The sequence below is a fragment of the Chitinophaga sp. G7 BAM 1005 genome, assembly GCF_057126945.1.
In genome coordinates this window covers 5,871,813-5,895,216 of the sequence record NZ_CP181478.1, presented here as the reverse complement: position 1 = coordinate 5,895,216, position 23,404 = coordinate 5,871,813, and the positions used below count along the sequence as shown (strand labels likewise).

At 45.9% G+C, this 23,404-nt stretch carries 22 protein-coding genes and 6 tRNA genes; 23 read left to right on the top strand and 5 right to left on the bottom strand.

Annotated elements, in window-relative coordinates; all coding sequences use genetic code 11:
* Positions 1-10: 10 nt before the first annotated feature.
* Together ACMXI2_RS23505 and ACMXI2_RS23500 are read left to right on the top strand one after the other, a co-directional pair.
* Complete coding sequence (locus ACMXI2_RS23505; RefSeq protein WP_483778472.1) at positions 11-1,084, top strand: Ldh family oxidoreductase; 1,074 nt, start codon at positions 11-13, stop codon at positions 1,082-1,084.
* Positions 1,085-1,163: 79 nt separating this feature from the next.
* Positions 1,164-2,486, top strand: a complete 1,323-nt coding sequence (locus ACMXI2_RS23500; RefSeq protein ID WP_483778471.1) for an aspartate kinase — start codon at positions 1,164-1,166, stop codon at positions 2,484-2,486.
* A gap of 47 nt (positions 2,487-2,533) precedes the next feature.
* On the opposite strand, the gene ACMXI2_RS23495 is transcribed toward ACMXI2_RS23500, so the two are convergent.
* The 4 genes from ACMXI2_RS23495 to dinB are packed head-to-tail and all read right to left on the bottom strand — an operon-like array spanning position 2,534 to position 7,685.
* Positions 2,534-2,992 (bottom strand): RES family NAD+ phosphorylase, encoded by a 459-nt coding sequence (locus ACMXI2_RS23495; protein ID WP_483778470.1) that lies wholly within the window; start codon positions 2,990-2,992, stop codon positions 2,534-2,536.
* A gap of 18 nt (positions 2,993-3,010) precedes the next feature.
* Positions 3,011-3,469 (bottom strand): type II RES/Xre toxin-antitoxin system antitoxin, encoded by a 459-nt coding sequence (gene parS / locus ACMXI2_RS23490; RefSeq protein WP_483778469.1) that lies wholly within the window; start codon positions 3,467-3,469, stop codon positions 3,011-3,013.
* 41 nt (positions 3,470-3,510) lie between these two features.
* The gene (locus ACMXI2_RS23485) at positions 3,511-6,468 is read right to left on the bottom strand and encodes a DNA polymerase III subunit alpha (RefSeq protein ID WP_483778468.1); all 2,958 of its coding nucleotides are present in this window, start codon (positions 6,466-6,468) and stop codon (positions 3,511-3,513) included.
* A gap of 5 nt (positions 6,469-6,473) precedes the next feature.
* Positions 6,474-7,685, bottom strand: coding sequence for a DNA polymerase IV (dinB, locus tag ACMXI2_RS23480; protein WP_483778467.1), 1,212 nt, complete (start codon positions 7,683-7,685; stop codon positions 6,474-6,476).
* 310 nt (positions 7,686-7,995) lie between these two features.
* Between dinB and ACMXI2_RS23475 the strand changes: the two genes are divergently transcribed.
* Positions 7,996-8,667 (top strand): SdpI family protein, encoded by a 672-nt coding sequence (locus tag ACMXI2_RS23475; RefSeq protein WP_483778466.1) that lies wholly within the window; start codon positions 7,996-7,998, stop codon positions 8,665-8,667.
* A gap of 84 nt (positions 8,668-8,751) precedes the next feature.
* Here ACMXI2_RS23475 and ACMXI2_RS23470 read toward each other — a convergent pair whose 3' ends face one another.
* Entirely contained in the window at positions 8,752-9,201 is a 450-nt protein-coding gene (locus tag ACMXI2_RS23470; protein ID WP_483778465.1) for a hypothetical protein, read from the bottom strand.
* Positions 9,202-9,309: 108 nt separating this feature from the next.
* Between ACMXI2_RS23470 and ACMXI2_RS23465 the strand changes: the two genes are divergently transcribed.
* The 20 genes from ACMXI2_RS23465 (at position 9,310) to rpoB (ending at position 23,339) form a co-directional block, all read left to right on the top strand.
* Positions 9,310-10,062 (top strand): XRE family transcriptional regulator, encoded by a 753-nt coding sequence (locus tag ACMXI2_RS23465; RefSeq protein WP_483778464.1) that lies wholly within the window; start codon positions 9,310-9,312, stop codon positions 10,060-10,062.
* Between the two features lie 123 nt (positions 10,063-10,185).
* Positions 10,186-10,512 (top strand): cupin domain-containing protein, encoded by a 327-nt coding sequence (locus ACMXI2_RS23460; protein WP_483778463.1) that lies wholly within the window; start codon positions 10,186-10,188, stop codon positions 10,510-10,512.
* 71 nt (positions 10,513-10,583) lie between these two features.
* Complete coding sequence (gene rpsU / locus ACMXI2_RS23455) at positions 10,584-10,781, top strand: 30S ribosomal protein S21 (protein ID WP_079470678.1); 198 nt, start codon at positions 10,584-10,586, stop codon at positions 10,779-10,781.
* Between the two features lie 86 nt (positions 10,782-10,867).
* On the top strand, positions 10,868-11,809 hold the full coding sequence (locus ACMXI2_RS23450) for a tyrosine-type recombinase/integrase (RefSeq protein WP_483782410.1): 942 nt from the start codon (positions 10,868-10,870) through the stop codon (positions 11,807-11,809).
* 161 nt (positions 11,810-11,970) lie between these two features.
* Positions 11,971-12,270: an HPF/RaiA family ribosome-associated protein gene (locus ACMXI2_RS23445; RefSeq protein WP_079470676.1), complete on the top strand. Its 300-nt coding sequence runs from the start codon at positions 11,971-11,973 to the stop codon at positions 12,268-12,270.
* Between the two features lie 235 nt (positions 12,271-12,505).
* Positions 12,506-12,579, top strand: a tRNA-Thr gene (locus ACMXI2_RS23440).
* A gap of 55 nt (positions 12,580-12,634) precedes the next feature.
* A tRNA-Tyr gene (locus ACMXI2_RS23435) sits at positions 12,635-12,716 on the top strand.
* A gap of 199 nt (positions 12,717-12,915) precedes the next feature.
* A tRNA-Gly gene (locus ACMXI2_RS23430) sits at positions 12,916-12,988 on the top strand.
* Positions 12,989-13,011: 23 nt separating this feature from the next.
* A tRNA-Thr gene (locus tag ACMXI2_RS23425) sits at positions 13,012-13,083 on the top strand.
* A gap of 114 nt (positions 13,084-13,197) precedes the next feature.
* Positions 13,198-13,271: transfer RNA gene (locus ACMXI2_RS23420), tRNA-Lys, on the top strand.
* Positions 13,272-13,343: 72 nt separating this feature from the next.
* Positions 13,344-14,531, top strand: a complete 1,188-nt coding sequence (tuf, locus tag ACMXI2_RS23415; protein ID WP_079470675.1) for an elongation factor Tu — start codon at positions 13,344-13,346, stop codon at positions 14,529-14,531.
* Positions 14,532-14,632: 101 nt separating this feature from the next.
* Positions 14,633-14,703 (top strand) — tRNA-Trp (locus ACMXI2_RS23410).
* Positions 14,704-14,806: 103 nt separating this feature from the next.
* Positions 14,807-15,007, top strand: a complete 201-nt coding sequence (gene secE / locus ACMXI2_RS23405; RefSeq protein WP_079470674.1) for a preprotein translocase subunit SecE — start codon at positions 14,807-14,809, stop codon at positions 15,005-15,007.
* Positions 15,008-15,574, top strand: coding sequence for a transcription termination/antitermination protein NusG (nusG, locus tag ACMXI2_RS23400; protein WP_079470673.1), 567 nt, complete (start codon positions 15,008-15,010; stop codon positions 15,572-15,574).
* A gap of 90 nt (positions 15,575-15,664) precedes the next feature.
* Entirely contained in the window at positions 15,665-16,852 is a 1,188-nt protein-coding gene (locus ACMXI2_RS23395; protein WP_483778462.1) for a transglutaminase domain-containing protein, read from the top strand.
* Positions 16,853-17,079: 227 nt separating this feature from the next.
* A complete protein-coding gene (gene rplK / locus ACMXI2_RS23390) occupies positions 17,080-17,523 on the top strand; it encodes a 50S ribosomal protein L11 (RefSeq protein WP_079470671.1) in 444 nt (147 codons plus the stop codon).
* 44 nt (positions 17,524-17,567) lie between these two features.
* Complete coding sequence (gene rplA / locus ACMXI2_RS23385; RefSeq protein WP_089902929.1) at positions 17,568-18,257, top strand: 50S ribosomal protein L1; 690 nt, start codon at positions 17,568-17,570, stop codon at positions 18,255-18,257.
* A 58-nt stretch (positions 18,258-18,315) separates the two neighbouring features.
* The gene (gene rplJ / locus ACMXI2_RS23380) at positions 18,316-18,843 is read left to right on the top strand and encodes a 50S ribosomal protein L10 (RefSeq protein ID WP_079470669.1); all 528 of its coding nucleotides are present in this window, start codon (positions 18,316-18,318) and stop codon (positions 18,841-18,843) included.
* A gap of 96 nt (positions 18,844-18,939) precedes the next feature.
* Positions 18,940-19,311: a 50S ribosomal protein L7/L12 gene (rplL, locus tag ACMXI2_RS23375; protein WP_079470668.1), complete on the top strand. Its 372-nt coding sequence runs from the start codon at positions 18,940-18,942 to the stop codon at positions 19,309-19,311.
* A gap of 218 nt (positions 19,312-19,529) precedes the next feature.
* On the top strand, positions 19,530-23,339 hold the full coding sequence (gene rpoB / locus ACMXI2_RS23370) for a DNA-directed RNA polymerase subunit beta (protein ID WP_079470667.1): 3,810 nt from the start codon (positions 19,530-19,532) through the stop codon (positions 23,337-23,339).
* The last annotated feature ends 65 nt before the right edge of the window (positions 23,340-23,404 follow it).

Sequence of the window (23,404 nt, the reverse complement as noted above, 5' to 3'; positions counted from 1 at the left end):
TTGTTGACAGATGGAACATATTTTTTCTTATCATCATTTGAGAGAATTTACCAGGGAAGTATTTATCCACATGGGGTGCAGCCTGGAACATGCAGCCCTGGCCAGTGAAGTGCTGGTATCGGCAGATTTAAGAGGTATCGATTCTCATGGAATAGCCCGCTTATCGGGCTATGTTCGTTTATGGGAGGCTAAGCGGATCAACGCTACGCCCGATATCCGGATAGTACATGAAACCCCGAGCACGGCGGTTATTGACGGAGATGGAGGCCTGGGCCTGGTAGTTGCGCCCTATGCAATGGAAGTAGCCATGCAAAAGGCCGCTGCCGTTGGCACTGGCTGGGTAAGTGTGAAAAACTCCAACCACTTTGGTATTGCAGGTTACCACGCTATGAAAGCGCTGGACCAGGATATGATTGGTATGGCCATGACCAATGCCAGTCCGCTGGTGGCGCCTACCTTTTCCACCGAACGGATGCTGGGAACCAATCCGATTGCAGTAGCCATTCCCGCAAAAGAGCAGCCGGCGTTTGTGGCGGATTTTGCCACCACCACCGCGGCCAACGGGAAACTGGAGATCCTGCAGCGCAAAAATGAAGAAGCTCCTTACGGTTGGATCCAGGATAAAGAAGGAAACCCAAGTAACAATCCTCATGAACTCAAGAGTGGCGGGGCTTTGCTGCCTTTGGGCGGCGATCGTGAGCATGGAAGTCATAAAGGGTATTGTTTGGGAGCAATTGTTGATATATTTTCGGCCGTTCTTTCAGGCGCCAATTATGGTCCGTGGGCGCCGCCTTTTGTGAGCTTTCTCTCACTGGCGCCGGATCCGGTAGGAGAGGGACTGGGACATTTCTTTGGCGCCATGCGTGTAGATGCGTTCCGTCCGGCAGAGGAGTTCAAGGCCAACATGGATACCTGGATCAATCGCTTCCGTGCTGCGGAGCCGGTAGCCGGGAAAAAAGTACTGATCCCCGGAGATCCTGAAAGAGAAATGCATCATGAGCGGCTGGAAAAGGGTATTCCCGTAATAGCGCCCGTGGTGAAGGATATGCAGGAAGTTGCTGCTAGATTTAATTTGAATTTTTAATTCACAATCGTTCATAAAAAACACCCGGAATGAGGCTGATGCAGCGTTTCAGGTAGCTAAAGCAAAAATAAACATTCAGATGAAAGTGTTAAAATTTGGTGGAACCTCCGTGGGAAAACCAGAGCGTATGCAGTCGGTATCGCAACTGATCACAGCAGATAATGATCAGAAAATTGTGGTCCTGTCTGCACTGTCAGGCACCACAAATTCCCTCGTGGAAATCAGTCAGTCGCTGTCAGAAGGTAAGAAGGAGCAGGCGAAGCAGCAGATAGACAAGCTGGAAAGCCATTACCGGACCTTTTGCAACGACCTGGTGAAGAAGGAAGCCGGCCGCGCAAATGCCAAGGCTATTGTTGATGAACACTTCGAATTTCTGAATATCATCCTGAAGATATCTTTCAATGAAGCACTGAATAAAGATATCCTTGCACAGGGAGAGTTATTGTCTACACGTCTTTTCTGCGTATATCTCGAAGAAGCCGGTATTCCCGCCGTGTTATTACCTGCGCTGGATTTCATGAGCATCGACGAATACGAAGAACCGGAAATTCCAAAAATTAAAATTAAACTGGCCAACCTGATCAGCCAGCATAAGGGTCAGCATATCTTTATCACACAGGGATATATTTGCCGCAACGCCAGGGGCGAAGTGGATAACCTGAAACGTGGCGGCAGCGATTACTCCGCTTCCCTGATCGGCGCTGCTATCCAGGCAGATGAAGTGCAGATCTGGACGGATATCGACGGCATGCACAACAACGATCCACGGGTGGTGAATAAAACTTTCCCGATTGATCAGCTCTCCTTTGATGAAGCAGCTGAACTGGCTTACTTTGGCGCCAAGATCCTTCACCCTGCTTCTATCTGGCCTGCACAGCATTTCAACATCCCGGTGAAATTGCTGAACACCATGCAACCGGAAGCAAAAGGTACCATCATTACTGAAATGCCTAACGGCAACGGTGTGAAGGCAATTGCTGCAAAAGACGGTATCATTGCTATTAAGATCAAGTCCAGTCGCATGCTGCTGGCTTATGGCTTCCTCCGTAAAATTTTTGAAATATTTGAGAAATACCGTACCCCGATCGATATGATCACCACTTCAGAAGTAGCGGTATCTATCACCATCGATAACCAGCAGTACCTCGATCAGATCCTGAAAGAGCTGCAACCTTTTGGTACCGTGGAACTGGATTACCACCAAACAATCGTTTCCATTGTTGGTAACGAAGTGGCGGCAACTCCTTCCATTATCACCAAATTATTTGATGCAATAGAAGAAATTCCTTTGCGCATGATTTCCTATGGCGGCAGCAGGCACAACATCTCTATCCTGATCAACGGTCAGTTTAAAGAGAAAACCTTGCAGGTGCTTAATAAAGGATTATTTGGCCTGGAATAGGAGAATGACTTTACATAGAAAGCAGCGGAGATTACTTCGCTGCTTTTTTATTTTTTCAACCGCTGATCAAAAACGAAGGGTTGCGTATTCAGGATGGTGATATTCACTGCATCGGGATGCAGCGGGTTGATCAGGTAGTTATATTCATCGGCAATTACCACGGATGGAATCCGGAGTATGGCATATTTAGCGGTGTCTATCCATTCATCTCCAATACATTGCAGCTCCGGTGAAGGCGCCAGCGATTGCCAGCCGGAGGGCAGATCATGTTTGGTGAGTACTTTAATGGCGATATTATCGGGGATCTGCAGGGTAGCAATGCAGAAATCCTGTACTATATTTTTAAGTGGAATGTGCACCAGTACTTCCAGCGCGGATAAAGCCCTGCTGCCGGCGGTATACACAATAGCATGCCCCGGGCTGTTCCAGCGGCCTCCATACAGGCGCGCACCTGTTCCACTCAGATCATTGATGTAAGCGCACTTACTGATCCTGTATACTTCCATGTTGATGGTTTCGTAGATTTATGCAAAGATGCCATGCTCAATGCGCCCCAGCTCATCCTGGATAAGCTGAAACCCAAAGGTGGTATCTAAAAGCGAAATAGGGGTTTGATAGTTGAAGGCAGGTAACGGAGTTCTCATCCATTCCTTGAAGTTTTCAAGCTGGCCAAATACTTCGGTGCCGCGCTGGTAAAGCTGAGAAAGTAAAATAGCACGTTCAGACGTGTCGGCAGACAATTTCTCGTCGTCTGCATAACGTTGCAGCGTTCTTTCTGACACATGTACTACCTGCGCCAGTTCTGCCAAAGAAAAAGACAGCTGCCTGCTCAGATTTAATAAAGCTCTTTTAATAATTCCGCTGCGGGAAAGTTGTATAAAATCAAAGTAGCCACTACCGGCAATATATGCCGCTCCTCCTCCTGGCTGCTCTACTATCAATAATGCATTTTCCTGCACGCGGTATCCTTTTACGTGTTTCATGTACCCGACATTTGTCACAAAAATACAACAAATTGTCGGAATTAAGGCTTTTTATCTTCAAAATAACCAATCTTCCACATCTTATTGATTTCCAGTTGTATTACGCCGTACTCTTCTGCCACTCTGCCCTGCAGCACATAAAAGCCGCCCTTTTGAAAAGGGTACAGTCGCAGGCTATCGGGAAAATGGACGGTATCCATAAACGCGCCGTCCCGGTCAAGGAAAGTACCAAAGCACATAGGTTCCCCTTTGCTGCTGCGCAGAAATTTGTTAGTCACCAGGTAGCCCAGTGTAGTGACAGGTTGACCAATATATTGGCTGAACTCACGGGCAGGCATATACGCACTTTGATCGTGCTGCAATGCCTTAAAGGGTGATTGCAGCGGAAAGCCCAGCAGATCTATCTCATCAAAGGCATCTTCATGTGCGTGATAAGCCAGGGTGGGCAGTTCACAGTTAACAGTGGTGGTATTGCCAAACAAGGAAATACTGTGTGGATTGGCTTCTTTCTTACTTACCTGCAAACTGCTTTTCCACAATAATTCTTTTTTGGTGTAGCCTGTAAAGTTGAAACAGCCAATGCGGATCAGTATTTCCAGCTGTTCCGGGCCCGGTGAAATCCGGCTGGTAAAATCTTCGAGGTGTAAAAACGGGCCATACTGTTCGCGGTCTTTCAATATTCTTTCTGCCAGCAATTGTTCCAGTCCTTCTATGTGGATCAGTCCTGTGTATACCTCCCGGCCGGTGATATTAGTGCTATAATCACTATGGTTGATACAAGGCGGGTGCAGTGTTACACCGGTTTTCTGCAATTCCCGGAAATAGAGTTCCCGGTTATAGAAGCCGCCGAAATTGTTGATAACAGCCACCATGAATTCTGCGGGGAAATAGGTTTTGAGATACAGACTTTGGTAGCTTTCCACCGCAAAGCTGGCGGAGTGGGCTTTGGAAAAGGAGAAGTTAGCGAAGCTGGCGATTTGCCGCCACACTTCCGCAGATACTTCCGGCGGCCGTTTGAGACGTTCGCAGTTATCAAAGAAACGTTTTTGTATATCCCTGAAGTCGTTGGATCCGCGGTATTTCCCTGCCATCGCCCTTCGCAGGCTATCGGCATCGGCCAGTTCCATGTCTGCATATCTGTGTGCCACTTTAATTACATCTTCCTGGTACACCATAATACCAAAGGTCTCTTTCAGCAATTCTTCAATAATTGGATGGAGATAAACTACTTCATCGCGGTGCCGGTAGCGGTGTATGTATTGTTTCATCATGCCCGATTGCGCTACGCCAGGGCGGATAATAGAGCTTGCTGCCACCAGGGTGAGGTAATCATCGCATCCCAGTTTCAGCAGCAGCTGCCGCATAGCGGGCGATTCTATATAAAAGCACCCGATGGTATTTACGCCGGACAGATTTTTACGCACCAGCGGATCTACCTGGAAAGCTTTTACATCATGGATGTCTATATCAACGTCCCGGTTTTTTTTGATGATGTCAATCGCATCGCGGATATGCCCGAGGCCGCGCTGGCTGAGGATATCGAATTTATACAGCCCTATTCTTTCTGCCTGCCACATATCCAGTTGCGCGGTTATAAAACCTTTGGGTGGGAGGTAAGTGGTGCAGAACTGGTGAATAGGCGCATCGCTGATGAGGATACCGCCCGCGTGAATACTGAGATGATTGGGAAATGCTTTTTCCGTATCCATCAGGTTACTGAAGTACGCTATTTTCTGATGGATGCTATCGGCTTCCAAATTAACGTGGAAGCCATTTTCCAGGATTTTATCGATTTCTTTTTTGGGAAGGCCGTACACTTTTCCCAGCTCGCGGATAACGGCGTTGGTTTGAAAAGTAGTTACAGTACCCAGCAGGGCCGTGTGTTGTGGGCCATACTTATTAAAAACGTACCGGATAATTTCATCCCGGTCGCGCCAGGAGAAATCAATATCAAAATCCGGAGGTGATGTACGATAAGGATTCAAAAATCTTTCAAAATATAAATCCAGTTCTATCGGGTCTACATCTGTAATTTTTATGCAGTAGGCGATAATGGAGTTAGCGCCGCTTCCGCGGCCCACATAAAAGAATCCGCGTTCCTGTGCATAGCGGATGATGTCCCAGGTGATGAGGAAATAAGATTCAAAGTTGAGTTGTGCCACAATGGCCAGTTCTTTTTCAATCCGTTGAAGGGCTTCTTCATGATCATCACCATAGCGGTATAACATGCCTTCCAGGGCGAGTTCCCGTAGCTTTGCGCGATCTTCTTCCACGCTGCCGAGGAAACATTTTTTATTTCGGGAGATGGAATGATGAATATCCATTTCAACGTGGCAGTCTTCCATCACTTCCACGGTTCGCTGTACGATGTCCGGATAGTCGGCGAAGTGTTCCACGAGTGAAGCGGGCGTAACAAATTGTTCCTGCGGATGGCCTGTCATAGCCGGTTCCAGCTGTGTGATCAGGATATTCTGATCAATGGCGCGCAGCAGTTGATGTAATTCATAATGGATATTATCCTGGAAAGTAACTGGTTGGAGGATCACCAGTTTATCGCGCAGTGTGGTGTTAGCTGTTCTGAATAATTTATTGCGTTGCCAGGGTTTTATACCAATGAGTTCATGAGGCGCTAATAATTCAGGGGGACGGGTTCCCAACGCATAGATCACCCAGGTGTGCGGGATAACGGGCGCCTGATCGGGAAAAGGTTTTTCCTGTTGCAGGTGGGTGGATAAGAAAACATTGATGTGGCGCCAGCCTTCCTGGTTGCGGGCCAGCAGGAGATATTTAAAATCATTTCCGTTTCTGCATTCCAGTCCGAGTATAGGTTTTATATCATGTTTACGGCAGAGGGCCACGAACTCCCACGCGTCGGAAGTGAGGTTGATATTAGTGAGTGCCAGTGATCCGATGCCCAGTTCATGTGCTTTCTGAACCAGCATTTCCGCGTGCATGGTGCCATAGCGGAGACTGAAAAATGTTTTGCAGTTGAGGAACATGATGTTTATTTAAAGTATGGCATGATATCTTTTTTCGGTGTGTGCAGGTCTTTTTTCCCGGGTGGTATGACGTTGGTGCCTTTCATAAGATATTCCCATCCGAAGCGGTTTTTGATTTGATCGATGGCCTGGTAGAGGGCGATCATTTCCTGTTTGTCGTCGAACAGGCTGATCTGGTAGTTGCCATGTACGAGGTGGCTGAAACGCACGCCTATGAGGCGTACCAGCAGCCGCCGGTCGTACAGTTTTTTGAAGAGGTCTTTTACTTTTTCCAGCAGTACATGATCTGCACAGGAATATGGGATAGACATTTGTTTGGTGACGGTTTCAAAATCGGAGTACCGGATTTTGAGGGTGATGCATCCGGTTAATTTATTTTGCTGGCGCAGTTCGAATGCGATTTTCTCCGTCATCCGTACCAGTTCGGCGTGGAGGAATTGCATGTCGATAGTATCTGCGGGGAATGTACTTTCTGTGGAGATAGATTTCTGTTCATAAAAAGGCACCACCGGCGATTCATCGATTCCATTGGCTTTTCTCCAGAGGGCTATTCCGTTTTTTCCCATCCATGCTTCCAGCAGGGAGATGGGCACTTCGCTCAGTGTTTTTACGGTTTCTACGCCGCGGCGCCTCAGCAGGGCGCCGGTTTCACGGCCTACCATTGGAATCTTTTCTACCGCCAGCGGCGCCAGGAAATTTTTTTCTTGTCCGAACAGGATCTCAAGCTGACCATTAGGTTTGGCTTCATCGGTGGCTACTTTGGAAACGAGTTTATTGGATGCAAGTCCGAATGAAATGGGCAGTCCTGATTCTTTCATGATGGTTTTCCGCAGCTCGGTGGTCCATTTCAGCGAGCCAAAGAATTTATCCATGCCGGAGAGGTCGAGATAAAATTCATCGATAGATGATTTCTCGTAGAGTGGCGCCTGTCCGGCGATGAGTTCCGTGATTTCCCTGGACTTTGCGCTGTACAGTTCCATGTCTCCGCTGCGTACAATAGCATGGGGACAAAGCCGCAGCGCGGTTTTCATAGGCATGGCGGAATGAATGCCATACCGTCTTGCCTCGTAACTGCAGGCAGCTACCACAGCACGATCACTGCTGCCACCTACCAGGATTGGTTTGCCGAGGAGGCGATTATCCCGCTGGCATTCCACTGATACAAAGAAGCAGTCCAGATCGAAATGCGCTATTGTTCGCTGTTGTAAAGTGATCATACTGGTAATGGTTTATGGATAAACAAAGGACGGAACAGGGGCAGGCAGTTAAAGCGATTACGGATGGCGGACCGGGCAGAGGGAGGATAGTATGGCAGCAGGCCTGCCAGCCGGAATCACTTTTACATGTGGTGTAAAGTTACTAATTTATTTAGTAATGCTAATAAAATTAGTAAAAAATATTGAAATTTCCGGTCGCCTCAATTTTCGTAACTTTAGTAAAACATATCTGGCAATCAATATGTAATAGATAAGGGAATGGAAATGAAGGAAAAATAGGGAGTACGTGAACATTTAAACTGATCTCCACATGAAAAAACCGGATTTTACCAGGGAATTACTTATCCTCGCTTTGCTGCTGGTGCCGATGGTTTACCTGGCGGTTGTCTTTAAAGACTTACCAGTTGTTTTATCTAACAATGTGAATGAGGCGGGTTCTCCTGAGATGGGGACAAAAAATGATTTCCTGCTGCTGATGATCTTTCTCTTTTTCACCAACGGACTGATCTATTTCCTGTTCCGCTATATTCCACGGGCCGATGAAACCCAGCTGCGGCCGTCTGCTATTGAGATGGAGCATAAAGAGTATTACAGGATCCGTTTTCTGATCCATTCTTACCAGGCCGTGTTTACCTGTATCATTATTTTCCTGGTGAGCCAGGGGAAGCCGTTTATCATGGAGCGCTGGGCCTTTATTGGCGTGGGATTGCTGATTGTGGGCATAGGCGCTTACCTGCGTAAGGTGAAGCCTAATAATTATGTGGGGGTGAGAACACCGTGGACCCTGCAAAGTGCGGAGGTTTGGAGGGAAACGCATCAGATGGCGAGTAACCTGTGGATCAGTGCGGGTGTGGTGATCATCATAGCCGGATTTTTCCTGTCGCTTATTACAGGGGTATTTATCATATTTTTTGTGGCGATTGTGCTGGCGGCATTGCCCTATATTTATTCCTTCAGGTTATATAATAAGGATAAAGGATAATTCAGTGGTCAATCAATACATCGGAAAAAAGGAATGGCGTCCCTGACAGGGGCGCCATTTAATTTTATAATCCGGCGGGGGTGTTTAGAACCAGCCTTTTCCGAGTGCTTCCCGGAAGGGCCACGGGATGAGGGCCAGGATAACGATGAAGGCAAGACCAAAGAAGATCAGGCCCAGTTTATGTTTTTGCGCATCGGTGGCCGCTTTCTTTATTTTTGATTTACCGATATGTACCAGCGCGATGGCGATGATGGCCATTACTTCGTGTTCTACTGTGAAAAATCTTACCGCAGGATTTTTCATGGCAGCTCCCATATCAGCTAAGCCTGTCTGAACAGTTTTGCTCATAAAAAACAGGATCAATCCTACCACCAGCTGCAGATCGCAGAAGATCATAAAGAAAAGTCCGGCTTTGCTATCTGCTGCTGTGAAGGGTGTTTTGCCTGTTACGCCTTTCAGGGAGCGGATAACCGCCCAGAGTCCTGCCAGCAAAATAGCCCATCTTAAGAACGAGTGTACATAGTTTATTAACATGTCGAGTGGATTTTACCGGGCAAAAATAAGCGAAGCGCCCCGAATATATTTGGTAATTCATAAAAATATTTGCTAATTTTGTTAGCAAGGTACTAAATTATTTAGGTTATGTCCGTAGTATGTCAGAATTTGAAATATCTGCGTAAGCAAAAAGCCTGGACGCAGCAAGAGTTTGCCGATAAGCTCGGTATCAAGCGTTCGCTGTTGGGTGCATATGAGGAGGAGCGTGCAGAGCCCCGTACGGAGATCCTGGAACAGGTAAGCGATATGTTCCGGGTGTCTATCGATGATCTGCTTCGTCGTGATCTTGGCTCCCAGAAAGATAATTTCCTGGAGAAGCGCCGGCAGCTTAAGCTGGGCAGTTCCCGTCAGGCGATCCAGTTTGTGCCGGTAAAAGCGGCAGCCGGTTACCTGGCCGGTTATAATGATGATGAGTTTATCGAAGAACTGAACACGTTCACGCTACCCATGCTGGGGGCGGGTGATTACAGGGCATTTGAAATAGCGGGAGATTCCATGCTGCCGGTTACTTCGGGTTCTGTGATCGTTTGTCACAAGGTAGAGGGATGGGAGGAGATCAAGAACAATGAAACCTATGTGGTGATTACCTCCAGGGAGGGCATTGTTTTTAAAAGAATCCTGAAAAACAACCGTTCCAAATCTAAGATTACGCTGGTGTCTGACAATCCGCAGTTTGAGCCTTACGGCGTGGATATGGAAGAGGTGCTGGAGCTGTGGCAGTCGGATGCAGTGATCAGTAAGGCGGGGCAGCAGAGCCGGATGAGTGTAAACCACCTGGCGGATATGGTGAGCCATCTGCAGGACCAGGTGAGCCTGTTGAAGAAGAAGCTGAAAGACTGATTTCCATTATATTATACAAACGAATGGACCGGGAGGCTTACGTGCTCCCGGTCCATTCGTCATGCTATATCCCGATTCTTTCTTAAATTCGGTTATCTGAGAACACGTTAAATCAACCATAGGATGAGATTTCATGTTTCTTTTGCCGAGTCGTTACGACAATTGCAGAAAAGCGATGATGATTTCGCAGTATTGTTTGAACACGGTTCCATGCGGGGGATCATTTTTGCTCCGGATGAGATAGATGGGCAGGAGCCGCATATACAGGACGAGATTTACCTGGTGATGCAGGGGAGTGGCGAGTTTGAAATGGAAGAGAAGGTGGTGACGGTGGGGGTAGGTGATTTCCTGTTTGTTCCTGCGGGGGTAACGCACCGGTTCCGGAATTTTACGGCCGATTTGCTGTTATGGGTTATCTTTTATGGAGAGGAAGGTGGAGAAATTGAATAATTCTTGTGGTCTTTTGTTTTTTTACAAATGTTGTGTTATCTTTGCGTTCCTAAAAATAAGAGGCAAAAATTATGTTGATCATTGATTCTAAAGATTGCGAAAACATAGACAAGGCGCTTAAAAAATATAAAAAGAAGTTTGAGAAAGCTCGCATTTTACTGCAGCTGAGAACGCGCCAGTCTTTTACTAAACCATCTGTTAAACGTCGTAACCAGGTGTTAAAAGCCGTTTACAAACAACAGTTGGCAACAGGTAAATTTGAAGATTAATATTGCTTAGGCGATAAGCCGTTGGCAACTCAAAATATTTGATGATTGTAAGGTTATTTAATAACTTTACAATCATCAATCTTTTTGTGTTGAACGAAGCTTTATATTCCTTAGCAGAGCGATTCATATCCTATATCCAGCTCGAAAAACGGTACTCAGCGCACACCTGCACTGCCTATCGCAACGATCTTTTCCAGTTTTTTGATTATGTGACCCTCAGTTATGGCAGTACGCCCGTTGGGGACCTCAGTCATATTATGATCAGGAGCTGGCTGGCGAAGCTCATGGAAGATACCATGACGGCCAAAAGTGTTAACCGCAAGATCTCCACACTCAAATCCTTTTTCAAATTCTGTCTGCGTCAGGGCCTGATTAAACAGTCGCCTATGATCAAGGTTATTGCGCCCAAGATCAGCCGTCGTTTGCCTGGCTATATTGAAGAGAAGGGAATGCAGGCGCTGGAAGATAATGTGAGTCCTGTTTCGGTTACCACCCTGCACATCTTTGCCAACGATTTCGAAGGCATTACCCACCGGCTTATTTTTGAGATCTTTTACCAGACAGGTATCCGTTTGTCGGAATTGATTGCTTTGCAGGAGTTCCGGGTGGATGACGGGAACAAATCTGTGAAGGTGATGGGGAAAGGAGGCAAGGAGCGGATTATACCGGTTAGTCCGGAGCTCCTGGTACAGATCCGTGCTTACATGGATGAGAAACGCCGTTGCCTGGAGGAATTTGAGAGCGGGGTATTGCTGGTGCATCCGCATAGCGGTCGGCGGTTGTATCCCAAGTACGTGTACCTGACGGTGCGAAAGTATCTCACAGAACATCAGATTACTACTTTAAAGAAGAAGAGCCCGCATATACTACGACATACTTTTGCTACACATCTTGCGAACAATGGTGCGGATCTGAATGCGATCAAGGAGTTGCTGGGACATTCGAGTCTCGCGGCCACACAGGTTTACACGCATAACACGATTGAGCAGCTGAAGAAGGTGTATAAGCAGGCGCACCCGAAAGCGTAGCAGTTATTTTAAGCTTTTAACAAAATATTACGCAGCTAAGCAGTATTGCATTGCAAAAGTGACTATATTAGTAATCAAGTTCATTATGCTAAAAGAGAATGCCTATGACCTTCCTTTACTAACTAGAACCTAGATTGTTAAATATTTAAAAAATTAGTGCTATGAACGTACAAATTCAAACTGTGCATTTTGATGCTGATTCCAAATTGATAGATCATGTGAACAAGAAAGTTCAGAAACTGAACACCTTTTATGACCGTATCATTAGCGTGGATGTATTTTTAAAAGTGGATAATTTAGCGCATCAAATTAAAGATAAAATAGCCGAGATCAGAGTTCGAATACCCCGTCAGGACCTGTTTGTTAAGCACGAGTCAAAATCCTTCGAAGAGTCCTTCGACCTTGCCTTTGAATCCCTCGTAGAGCAGGTAAAAAGAAAGAAGGAAAAGAAATTTCAATAATTCTCTGAAATAATTTTGGAAATATTAATCTCTTTGCTACCTTTGCCATCCCGATTCAAAAAGAGGGTCGGTAAAGGTAGCAAAGTTCTTTATGGTAGGGCGTTTTCGGGGAAGCAGATAAATTTTTAAATATTTGTAACAAACTGAAAAAAAGATTTTGAGAATTGAAAAAATCTCTTAATTTTGCGCTCTCTTTCAACGAGTTACTTTATTGAAAGGATGTTTTTTGAAAGATGCCAGCATAGCTCAGTTGGCCAGAGCTACTGATTTGTAATCAGTGGGTCGGGGGTTCGAATCCCTCTGCTGGCTCATCGATTTTTATTTGGTTGTTTATTAGCCGGATGACAAAATCAAAAGATAGTTAGGGCAGGTTCCAGAGCGGCCAAATGGGGCGGACTGTAAATCCGCTGACTACGTCTTCATAGGTTCGAATCCTATCCTGCCCACAAAACAGCGTGTTCCGCTTTTGCCCTTCGCAGAGGCGGAACATAGTTGTTGAGAGGAAGGTGAGTAATTCAGAAGTAGTAGACAGAAACACCCTAAACCTGTGGTACAACAGCCTTTAAAGCTCTTATTTTTATTCTTATAATTCTATAAGTGGAAAGTTGCAGTGTTGTTTGCCGGAAGCTTAGTGAATTAAAAAATGCGGGAGTAGCTCAGTTGGTAGAGCGACAGCCTTCCAAGCTGTAGGTCGCGGGTTCGAACCTCGTCTCCCGCTCGTATTTTAAAGCAATTTTTCAAGCTGTTGTAGCTCAGGGGTAGAGCACTTCCTTGGTAAGGAAGAGGTCGAGAGTTCAATTCTCTTCAACAGCTCATTGAATTTTAGAAGAATAGTTGTAGTGAGTTTTTCAATCGCCTCAACAAACTCCATAAAATTCGAATTTCGGAATTCGAATTTGTTAATTCTGCACTCCGAAATTAAAACTTAGCGTTGTAGCTCAATGGAAGAGCAACCCATTTTTATTTAGGGAAGGCCATGAGTTCAATTCTCATCAACGGTACAAGTTTGTAAAACCGTTTTTTTAAAACAACAATCAATACAATCTTTACAAACCATCTAAAAAGAAAATACAATGGCAAAAGAAACCTTCAAGCGGGATAAACCCCACGTAAACATTGGTACCATCGGCCACGTGGATCATGGTAAAACTACTTTGACTGCTGCCATTACCACAATTTTGGCAAATAAAGGTCTGGCAGAGAAGAGAGGATATGATGAGATCGATGCTGCTCCTGAAGAAAAAGAAAGAGGTATTACTATCAATACAGCTCACGTTGAGTATCAGACAACTGCTCGTCACTATGCTCACGTTGACTGTCCTGGTCACGCGGATTATGTGAAGAACATGATTACCGGTGCTGCTCAGATGGACGGTGCTATCCTCGTGGTGGCAGCTACAGATGGTCCTATGCCGCAAACAAGAGAGCACATCCTGCTGGCTCGCCAGGTAGGTGTACCCCGTATCGTAGTATTCATGAACAAAGTTGATCTGGTAGACGATCCTGAACTGCTGGAACTGGTAGAAATCGAAATCCGTGATCTGCTGTCTTCTAACGGTTTTGACGGTGATAACGTTCCTGTTATCCAGGGTTCTGCAACCGGCGCTCTTGCTGGTGACGAAAAATGGGTAGCTGCTATCGACCAACTGATGGACGCTGTTGATACTTACATTCCGCTGCCTCCACGTCCGGTTGATCAACCATTCCTGATGTCAGTAGAAGACGTATTCTCTATCACCGGTCGTGGTACCGTTGCTACAGGTCGTATCGAACGCGGTCGTATCAAAGTTGGTGAGAACGTTGAAATCGTAGGTCTGCAGGAAGAACCACTGAAATCTACCTGTACTGGTGTTGAGATGTTTAAGAAACTCCTCGACGAAGGTGAAGCAGGTGATAACGCTGGTCTGTTACTCCGCGGTATTGAGAAAACTCAGATCCGTCGTGGTATGGTTATCTGCCAGCCAGGTTCTATCAAACCTCACTCTGAATTCAAATGCGAAGTATACGTACTGAGCAAAGAAGAAGGTGGCCGTCACACTCCGTTCTTCAACAAATACCGTCCTCAGTTCTACTTCCGTACTACTGACGTAACCGGTGAAGTTGAATTACCAGCAGGTGTTGAAATGGTGATGCCTGGTGATAACGTTAGCCTGACAGTTAAACTGATCCAGCCTATCGCTATGGACAAAGGTCTGAAGTTCGCTATCCGTGAAGGTGGTCGTACAGTAGGTGCAGGTCAGGTTACTGAAATCCTGAAATAAGCATCTGAATTATATTAAAAGCCATTAGCTTTGGCTATTAAACGTCAACATTTTTTTATATATTTGCTGACGCTGAATGCTGAGTGCTAATGGCTTTATACACGGGTATGGTGCAACGGTAGCATACGGGTCTCCAAAACCTTTGATCTGGGTTCGAATCCTAGTACCCGTGCAAGGTTTATAGAAAATAATTAAATGGTTGAGTTGTTACAATAAGACAAGTCAACCATTTTTTAGGCTTTAAACAATTGACCATAAATAGTTAACTTTATATAATGAATAAGATCAGAAACTATTTCCGCGAGTCTTATCATGAATTGGTTTACAAGGTGTCCTGGCCTACCTGGCAAGAGCTCCAGTCTTCTACCATGATTGTGCTGATAGCAACAATATTTGTTACCGGGCTGGTTTGGGGTATGGATGCCGCTTCCAACTTCGTGTTAACTCACTATTACCAAATTTTCAAAGCTAAATAAATGGATGCAGCCAATCTTCCTGCTCAGGAAACAAAGTGGTATGTACTCCGCGTTGTTAGTGGCAAGGAAAAAAAAGTGAAGGAATACCTGGATATTGAAGTACGCCGCTCCGATTGGGGTAACGTAATCAGCCAGATCTTCCTGCCGGTAGAAAAAGTTTATAAAGTGCAGGCTGGTAAAAAGGTGATGCGCGAAAAGAACTTCTATCCCGGATATGTGATGATCGAAGCAGTAGATGGTAAGATGACCGATGAGGTAATACAGGCCATACGTAACGTATCCGGTGTGATCCACTTCCTCGGAAAGGAAAAGCCTATCGCACTCCGTAAATCTGAAGTAAACAAAATGTTAGGTAAGGTGGATGAACTGAGCGATCAGGGACTGACCATGAGCGAGCCTTTCATTGTTGGTGAAACCATTAAAATCATTGATGGTCCGTTCAACGACTTCAACGGTGTGATTGAGGAAGTAATTGAAGACAAGAAAAAACTGAAAGTAACTGTAAAGATCTTTGGCCGTGCTACTCCGGTAGAGCTGAACTTTATGCAGGTAGAGAAACTTTCCTGATAACTTATATAACATCTTTATTGAAAAGCGTTCCGTTTATGCGGAACGCTTTTTCTCGTTTATCCAATATACGTCCTATATCTATTGATTATGAAATCAGTGATTACTGTGATGCTCGGACTCCTGCTGGCTATTAATGCAGGTGCTCAGTCCGGGAAATCTCTTAAGCCGGCCGCAACGGCGGCCATTGTTTCCATTCCGGAAGAAGCCACCACTTCTCCCGAAGTGATGGCCAAATGGCTGAAGGCCCATACAGGGAACAGTATGGCATTGCAGCGTGCGCTGTTTAACTGGATGGCTACTCACATCGCCTATGATGCGGAGAACATAAACCGCGTGAGCAGTTACCGGGATTCTGCGGCAGCCATGCTTAAAACGCTGCGTACGCGGAAGGGGCTTTGCACGGATTATGCCGTGTTATATGCCCGGGTATGCCGGGAGGCAGGCATTAACGCGGTGGTGGTAACGGGTTACGGGTTACAAAACGATATTATGCTGCCTACCGGTTCGCACGACTGGGTGGTGGTGAAGAATGGAAGTCAGTGGACGATAACAGATCCTACCTGGGGAGCAGGGGTAGTGGATAACGGACGTTTTATCCAGCGGACCAACTGGACCTGGTTCCAGGCGGCGCCGCAGGTGGCGGTAAAAACCCATATGCCTTACGACCCCATGTGGCAGATGTTACCGTTTCCGCTGCGTCATGATGAGCTGGGCAGCCAGGCTTTTGCAGCTGCGGCCAAACGCCCCGTTTTTGCTTATAACGATACGTTGAATAACTGGTTCCGGCAATCGCGGCTGCAGCGGTTACAGTGTGCAGCTGCGAGGATCCGCCGGTTTGGGGGAGCCGCCAATCCGTTTATCATGACGGAGCTGGACTGGATGGACCAGTCGATAAAGGTGCTGGCGGCCAACCAGGAAATTGAGGCGCGGAACCGGCGGGTAGATCAGTTTAACGGGGTAAGCCTGGATTACACGGAGATTGTGAAGTTATATAACGGGTATGTTGACTTTAAGAACCGGCAGTTTGTACCGGAGGTAAGGGATGAAGTATTGAGGAAGATGATTGACGGGATAGCGGGGAAGCTGACGGCAGCAGAGAAAGCACTTTCCGGCCTGGAAGGTAATGACGATGCCATGAAAGATAATATAGCGGCATTGCAGCAGGCGGTTACCGGGATGAAGGAAAAGGTGGGGAATGAGCAGTTGTTTGTAGGTAAGTATATAAAGACGGAGAAAGGGAAGCGGAAAGAATTGTTATATGCAAGTGGGAGATAAGTTGTAACTTTGCCGGCTTCGGAGAATAAGGAAATTTTACGGGAAATGCAATAGATTTGTAAAAAAAATCTCATTCAGAGCAAAAAGGATGCCCAATTTCAAATACTTTTTGACAATTTCATAATAATATATACCTTTGCATCCCCTTTAAAAGGTTATTTTTAGTCTTTTACTTTTGGGAGTCTTCTGTTTGGCAGAGGGCGTTTAACCAAATTAAATTAAGAAACATGGCAAAAGAAATCGCAACGTACGTGAAATTGCAGGTGAAAGGCGGCCAGGCCAATCCTGCACCTCCAATTGGTCCCGCGCTGGGTTCCAAAGGTGTGAACATCATGGAGTTCTGCAAACAGTTTAATGCCCGTACCCAGGATAAAATGGGTAAAGTATTGCCTGTGTTGCTGACTGTTTACACTGACAAATCTTTCGACTTCGTAATTAAAACTCCTCCGGCACCTGTACAGCTGCTGGAAGCTGCTAAATTGCAGAGTGGTTCTAAAGAACCTAACCGTAACAAGGTGGGTAAAGTTTCCTGGGCTCAGGTAGAAGCTATCGCACAAGACAAGATGGCTGATCTGAACTGCTTTACGCTGAACAGCGCTATGAAAATGGTGGCTGGTACTGCTCGTAGCATGGGTATTACTGTTGATGGTAAAGCCCCTTGGGAAAACTAATTGTTTCACCCTGTTGAGGCAGGATCTTAAAATCATTTTGACAAATGGCAACTAAAAAGAGAAAAGTAGCTGACGCTAAGCTCGAAAAAAATAAGGTTTACAGCCTGAAAGAGGCTTCCAGCTTAGTTAAAGATATTAACTGTACTAAATTCGACAGCTCTGTCGATTTACATATCCGCTTAGGCGTTGATCCTAAGAAAGCAGACCAGGCTATCCGTGGTTCCGTAACGCTTCCACACGGTACTGGTAAAACTAAGAAGGTGTTAGTGCTTTGCACACCTGATAAAGAAGCTGCTGCAAAAGAAGCAGGTGCTGATTTCGTTGGACTGGATGAATTCATCCAGAAGATCGAAGCCGGCTGGACTGATGTAGATGTAATCGTAGCTACTCCATCTGTAATGCCGAAGATCGGTAAACTGGGTAAGATTTTAGGTCCCCGTAACCTGATGCCAAACCCTAAGACCGGTACTGTTACAAACGACGTTGCAGCTGCAGTAAACGATGTTAAAGGCGGTAAAATCACTTTCAAGGTAGATAAAGCAGGTATCATCCACGCTTCTATCGGTCGTGTATCTTTCGCATCTGATAAAATTGAGCAGAACTCTTTAGAGCTGATCAACGCTATCATCAAGCTGAAACCAGCTACTGCAAAAGGTACTTACCTGAGAGGTCTGTCTATGGCTAGCACCATGAGTCCTGGTATTGTTATCGATACTAAATCTGTTCAAAACTAATTGATCACGAGTTGTAGCCGTTATCTGCAAAGATGGGGCTTGCTACAAACGTTATAATATGAATAAAGATCAAAAAAATGATGCGATCGAACTGCTGAAAAGTAAGTTCTCTCAATACAGCAACTTTTATGTCACTAATACCGAATCATTAACGGTAGCGCAGGTGAATGACCTGAGGAAAGTGTGCTTCGACAAGCAGGTGGAAATGAAGGTGGCTAAGAACACCCTGATCCGTAAGGCTTTGGAATCCCTGGACAGCGAAAAATATGCAGGTGTATTTGACAGTCTGCATGGTGTAACTGCCCTGATGTTCTCTGACAGCCCGAAAGAGCCGGCTCTGATCATCTCTGCATTCCGTAAAGCAAACGGTAAACTGGAAAAACCAGTACTGAAGGCTGCATTTGTTGCTGACGAAGTATTCGTAGGTGACAACCAGCTGGTAGCTTTAACCAACATCAAGACGAAGAACGAGCTTATCGGCGAAGTTATCGGTCTGTTGCAATCTCCTGCAAAGCGCGTTATTGCTGCTTTACTGGAAAAAGGCAAGAAAGAAGAAGCTGGGGTGGAAGCACCTGCAGCAGAATAGTGTGGATGGCCGCTGGCTACCCGCATTCAAAATTGGCTTCCAAGTCACAATATAATTAACAACAACATTACAAACATTACATTAAAACATTATAAAATGGCAGACGTAAAAGCATTAGCTGAACAATTAGTAGGTTTAACTGTTAAGGAAGTACAGGAACTCGCAGATGTACTGAAATCCGAGTATGGCATCGAACCAGCTGCTGCTGCAGTTGTAGTTGCTGCTGGTGGTGGCGAAGCTGCTGCTGTTGAAGAGAAAACTGCCTTCAACGTTGTACTGAAAGCTGCAGGTGCAAGCAAACTGAACGTTGTTAAGATCGTTAAAGATCTGACCGGCTTAGGTCTGAAAGAAGCGAAAGAACTGGTTGACGGTGCGCCTAAATCCATCAAGGAAGGCGTTAGCAAAGCTGAGGCAGAAGACCTGAAAGCTAAGCTGACCGAAGCTGGTGCTGAAGTTGAAATTCAGTAATTCTTTGCTTAAGTATACATCTTTTAAAGGTCAAAAGTGCTTTTGCACTTTTGGCCTTATTCCCTTTGGGAAAGTGTCTTTTTCAGAGAGTCAAAACGGGGAATCACTTTTAGGTGACTTTGACCACGTGCAGAAGGCATAAATAAATTGGGATGGTATTGGCAAAGAAATCTTAATTTCCCTAATTCTTACAAGTCATATAACTGCTAACTTCGAATATGTCTCTAAAAAAAGCCCAAACAAACGAAAGAGTAAATTTTGGAAAGATCAAACAAGTTACTGAGACACCGGATCTGTTGGCTATCCAAATCCAATCTTTCAAGGATTTCTTCCAATTAGAAACCACACCAGACAAGCGAAACAACGAAGGCCTTTTTAAAGTATTTAAAGAGAACTTCCCGATTACGGATACCAGAAATATCTTTAATCTGGAATTCCTTGATTATTTCGTGGATCCGCCGCGTTATACGATCGAGGAATGTATTGAGCGCGGGCTTACTTATTCTGTACCGTTGAAAGCGAAACTCCGCCTCAGCTGTAATGATGAGGAGCATGTGGATTTCCAGACGATTGTCCAGGATGTGTTCTTAGGTAACATTCCTTACATGACTCCAAGAGGTACTTTCGTTATTAATGGTGCTGAGCGTGTTGTTGTATCCCAACTGCACCGTTCACCTGGTGTTTTCTTTGGTCAATCTGTACATCCGAACGGAACCAAGATCTACTCTGCAAGGGTGATCCCGTTCAAGGGCGCATGGATGGAGTTTGCAACGGACATCAACAACGTGATGTACGCTTACATCGACCGTAAGAAGAAATTCCCGGTTACCACCCTGTTGCGTGCCATCGGCTATGAAACAGATAAAGATATTCTGCAGCTGTTTGGCATGGCAGATGAAGTAAAAGCAGACAAAAAAAGTCTTGATAAATATGCCGGCAAGAAGCTGGCTGCCCGTGTTTTAAGAAGCTGGGTGGAAGACTTTGTGGATGAAGATACTGGTGAAGTGGTGAGCATCGAGCGTAATGAAATTATGCTGGAGCGCGATAGCATCCTGGATGAAGCGAATATCGAAACCATCGTAGACATGGGATTGAAAAGCGTGTTTGTTCAGAAGGAAGAGGTGAGTGGTGATTTCTCCATCATCTACAATACATTAAACAAGGATACATCTAACTCCGAGCTGGAAGCCGTTCAGCACATCTACCGCCAGTTGCGCGGAGCGGATGCGCCGGATGATGAAACAGCAAGGGGTATTATTGATAAATTGTTCTTCTCCGACAAACGTTACGATTTAGGTGACGTAGGCCGTTATAAGATCAACAGAAAATTAGGTCTTCCTACCCCGTTAGACATGAAAGTGCTGACGAAGGACGACATCATCTCCATCATCAAGTACCTGGTACAGCTCACCAATGGTAAGGCGGAAATCGATGATATCGATCACTTGTCTAACCGCCGTGTACGTACTGTAGGCGAGCAGTTATATGCTCAGTTTGGTGTTGGTCTGGCACGTATGGCACGTACCATCCGTGAAAGAATGAACGTACGTGATAACGAAGTATTTACGCCGGTAGATCTGATCAATGCGAGGACACTGTCTTCCGTGATCAACTCCTTCTTTGGTACTTCCCAGTTGTCACAGTTCCTGGATCAAACAAACCCACTGTCTGAAATCACGCACAAACGCCGTATTTCCGCTCTCGGACCCGGTGGTTTGAGTCGTGAAAGAGCAGGCTTTGAGGTGCGTGACGTTCACTACAGCCACTATGGCCGTTTGTGTACAATTGAAACACCGGAAGGTCCGAACATTGGTCTGATCTCTACCCTTTGCGTTCACGCGAAGGTGAATGAGATGGGCTTTATTGAAACACCTTACCGTAAAGTAAGAGATGGTAAAGTGGACATGCATAAAGTGGAGTTCCTGAGCGCTGAGGAAGAAGATTCTGTGAAGATTGCACAGGCCAACGCCCCACTGGATGACAAAGGACACTTTGTAAATGATAAGGTAAAATCCCGCGAAACCGGCGACTTCCCGATCCTCGACAGAGATGAAGTGGAATTCATGGACGTGGCTCCTAACCAGATCGTAGGTTTGAGTGCATCACTGATTCCGTTCCTGGAACATGATGATGCCAACCGTGCGTTGATGGGATCAAACATGCAACGTCAGGCTGTGCCACTGCTGAATCCGGAAGTTCCTATTGTAGGTACCGGTCTGGAAGGCAAGGCTGCGCGTGACTCCCGTTTGCAGATTACTGCAGATGGTAATGGCGTGATCGAATTTGTGGATGCAAATGAAATCCATGTTCGTTACGAGCGTGATGAAATGCAGAAACTGGTGAGCTTTGAAGACGATCTGATCGTTTACACACTGACCAAATTCGTAAAAACCAACCAGAGCACCTGTATTAACCTCAGACCTTGCGTAAAGAAAGGTCAGCGCGTTAAGGATGGCGACTTCTTAACAGAAGGTTACGCTACCCGTGGTGGTGAACTGGCACTGGGACGCAACCTGAAGGTAGCGTTCATGCCGTGGAAAGGTTACAACTTTGAGGATGCGATCGTAATTTCTGAGCGTGTTGCACGTGAGGATCTGTTTACTTCTATCCACATTGATGAATATGAACTGGAAGTTCGTGACACCAAACTGGGTGAAGAAGAACTGACTCCGGATATTCCTAATGTAAGTGAAGAGGCTACAAAAGACCTCGACCAGAACGGTATCATCCGTGTTGGTGCGCACATCAAGGAAGGCGATATCCTGATCGGTAAAATCACTCCGCGTGGTGAATCTGATCCTTCTCCTGAAGAAAAGCTGTTAAGAGCGATCTTTGGTGACAAGGCTTCTGATGCGAAAGACGCTTCATTGAAAGCGCCTCCGTCAACAGAAGGTGTGGTAATTGATAAGAAACTGTTCAGTCGCGCCAAGAAAGATAAAAATTCCAAAACCCGCGAGAAAGCAGCTATCGAGAAACTGGAGAAAATTCACCAGAAGAATGCGGAAGACCTGCTGGAAGTGCTGATGAGCAAGTTGCTGGTATTACTGAAGGATAAAACCTCCCAGGGTATTACCAACACTTACGGTGAAGTATTGATCTCTAAGGGTTCCAAGTTCTCTCCGAAGAACCTGGTAAATATTGATTTCATGAACGTGAATCCGCTGGGCTGGACAACAGACGAAGTGGTAAACGATCAGATCAATACCCTGCTGCATAACTATAACATCAAGTTCAACGAAGAGCTGGGTCGTTACAAACGTGAGAAGTTCAACATCTCTATTGGTGATGAGCTGCCAGCGGGCGTACTGAAACTGGCGAAGGTTTACCTGGCCAGCAAGCGTAAGTTGAAAGTGGGTGATAAGATGGCGGGACGTCACGGTAACAAGGGTATCGTAGCCAAGATTGTGCGTGATGAAGACATGCCGTTCCTGGAAGATGGTACGCCACTGGATATCGTACTGAACCCACTCGGGGTACCTTCCCGTATGAACCTCGGACAGATCTACGAAACCGTATTGGGTTGGGCTGGTCTGAAACTGGGTGTACGTTTTGCGACTCCGATCTTTGACGGTGCTACAACAGAGGAAATTGCTGATTATATCAAGGAAGCAGGCTTACCAAGCTTTGGTCATGCTTACCTGCATGATGGTGAAACGGGCGACCGTTTCCACCAGAAAGCAACCGTGGGTGTTATCTACATGCTTAAACTGAGCCACATGGTGGATGATAAGATGCACGCCCGTTCAATCGGACCGTACAGTCTCATTACCCAACAGCCGCTGGGTGGTAAAGCCCAGTTTGGTGGTCAGCGTTTTGGTGAGATGGAGGTATGGGCACTGGAAGCATATGGTGCATCCAACATCCTGCAGGAACTGCTTACAATTAAATCCGATGATATCGTGGGTCGTGCCAAAGCATATGAATCTATCGTGAAGGGAGACAACATACCGAAAGCCGGTGTGCCTGAATCCTTCAATGTATTGATCCATGAATTGCGTGGTCTGGGTCTGGATCTGAAATTTGACTAAGAGCTTTTAGCTACCAGCCATTGGCAGTGATGCCAGTGGCTGATAGCTTGGATATTTCGCAGGAA

Bases quoted from the DNA above. Each gene is read 5' to 3' on its own strand.
- rplJ (WP_079470669.1), top strand. From the start codon at position 18,316: ATGAATAAAGATCAAAAAAATGATGCGATCGAACTGCTGAAAAGTAAG.
- rplK (WP_079470671.1), top strand. From the start codon at position 17,080: ATGGCAAAAGAAATCGCAACGTACGTGAAATTGCAGGTGAAAGGCGGC.
- ACMXI2_RS23505 (WP_483778472.1), top strand. From the start codon at position 11: ATGGAACATATTTTTTCTTATCATCATTTGAGAGAATTTACCAGGGAA.
- tuf (WP_079470675.1), top strand. From the start codon at position 13,344: ATGGCAAAAGAAACCTTCAAGCGGGATAAACCCCACGTAAACATTGGT.
- ACMXI2_RS23470 (WP_483778465.1), bottom strand. From the start codon at position 9,201: ATGTTAATAAACTATGTACACTCGTTCTTAAGATGGGCTATTTTGCTG.
- ACMXI2_RS23475 (WP_483778466.1), top strand. From the start codon at position 7,996: ATGAAAAAACCGGATTTTACCAGGGAATTACTTATCCTCGCTTTGCTG.
- ACMXI2_RS23460 (WP_483778463.1), top strand. From the start codon at position 10,186: ATGAGATTTCATGTTTCTTTTGCCGAGTCGTTACGACAATTGCAGAAA.
- ACMXI2_RS23395 (WP_483778462.1), top strand. From the start codon at position 15,665: ATGAAATCAGTGATTACTGTGATGCTCGGACTCCTGCTGGCTATTAAT.
- ACMXI2_RS23485 (WP_483778468.1), bottom strand. From the start codon at position 6,468: ATGTTCCTCAACTGCAAAACATTTTTCAGTCTCCGCTATGGCACCATG.
- ACMXI2_RS23465 (WP_483778464.1), top strand. From the start codon at position 9,310: ATGTCCGTAGTATGTCAGAATTTGAAATATCTGCGTAAGCAAAAAGCC.
- parS (WP_483778469.1), bottom strand. From the start codon at position 3,469: ATGAAACACGTAAAAGGATACCGCGTGCAGGAAAATGCATTATTGATA.
- dinB (WP_483778467.1), bottom strand. From the start codon at position 7,685: ATGATCACTTTACAACAGCGAACAATAGCGCATTTCGATCTGGACTGC.
- rpsU (WP_079470678.1), top strand. From the start codon at position 10,584: ATGTTGATCATTGATTCTAAAGATTGCGAAAACATAGACAAGGCGCTT.
- rpoB (WP_079470667.1), top strand. From the start codon at position 19,530: ATGTCTCTAAAAAAAGCCCAAACAAACGAAAGAGTAAATTTTGGAAAG.
- rplL (WP_079470668.1), top strand. From the start codon at position 18,940: ATGGCAGACGTAAAAGCATTAGCTGAACAATTAGTAGGTTTAACTGTT.
- rplA (WP_089902929.1), top strand. From the start codon at position 17,568: ATGGCAACTAAAAAGAGAAAAGTAGCTGACGCTAAGCTCGAAAAAAAT.
- ACMXI2_RS23495 (WP_483778470.1), bottom strand. From the start codon at position 2,992: ATGGAAGTATACAGGATCAGTAAGTGCGCTTACATCAATGATCTGAGT.
- secE (WP_079470674.1), top strand. From the start codon at position 14,807: ATGAATAAGATCAGAAACTATTTCCGCGAGTCTTATCATGAATTGGTT.
- ACMXI2_RS23500 (WP_483778471.1), top strand. From the start codon at position 1,164: ATGAAAGTGTTAAAATTTGGTGGAACCTCCGTGGGAAAACCAGAGCGT.
- nusG (WP_079470673.1), top strand. From the start codon at position 15,008: ATGGATGCAGCCAATCTTCCTGCTCAGGAAACAAAGTGGTATGTACTC.
- ACMXI2_RS23445 (WP_079470676.1), top strand. From the start codon at position 11,971: ATGAACGTACAAATTCAAACTGTGCATTTTGATGCTGATTCCAAATTG.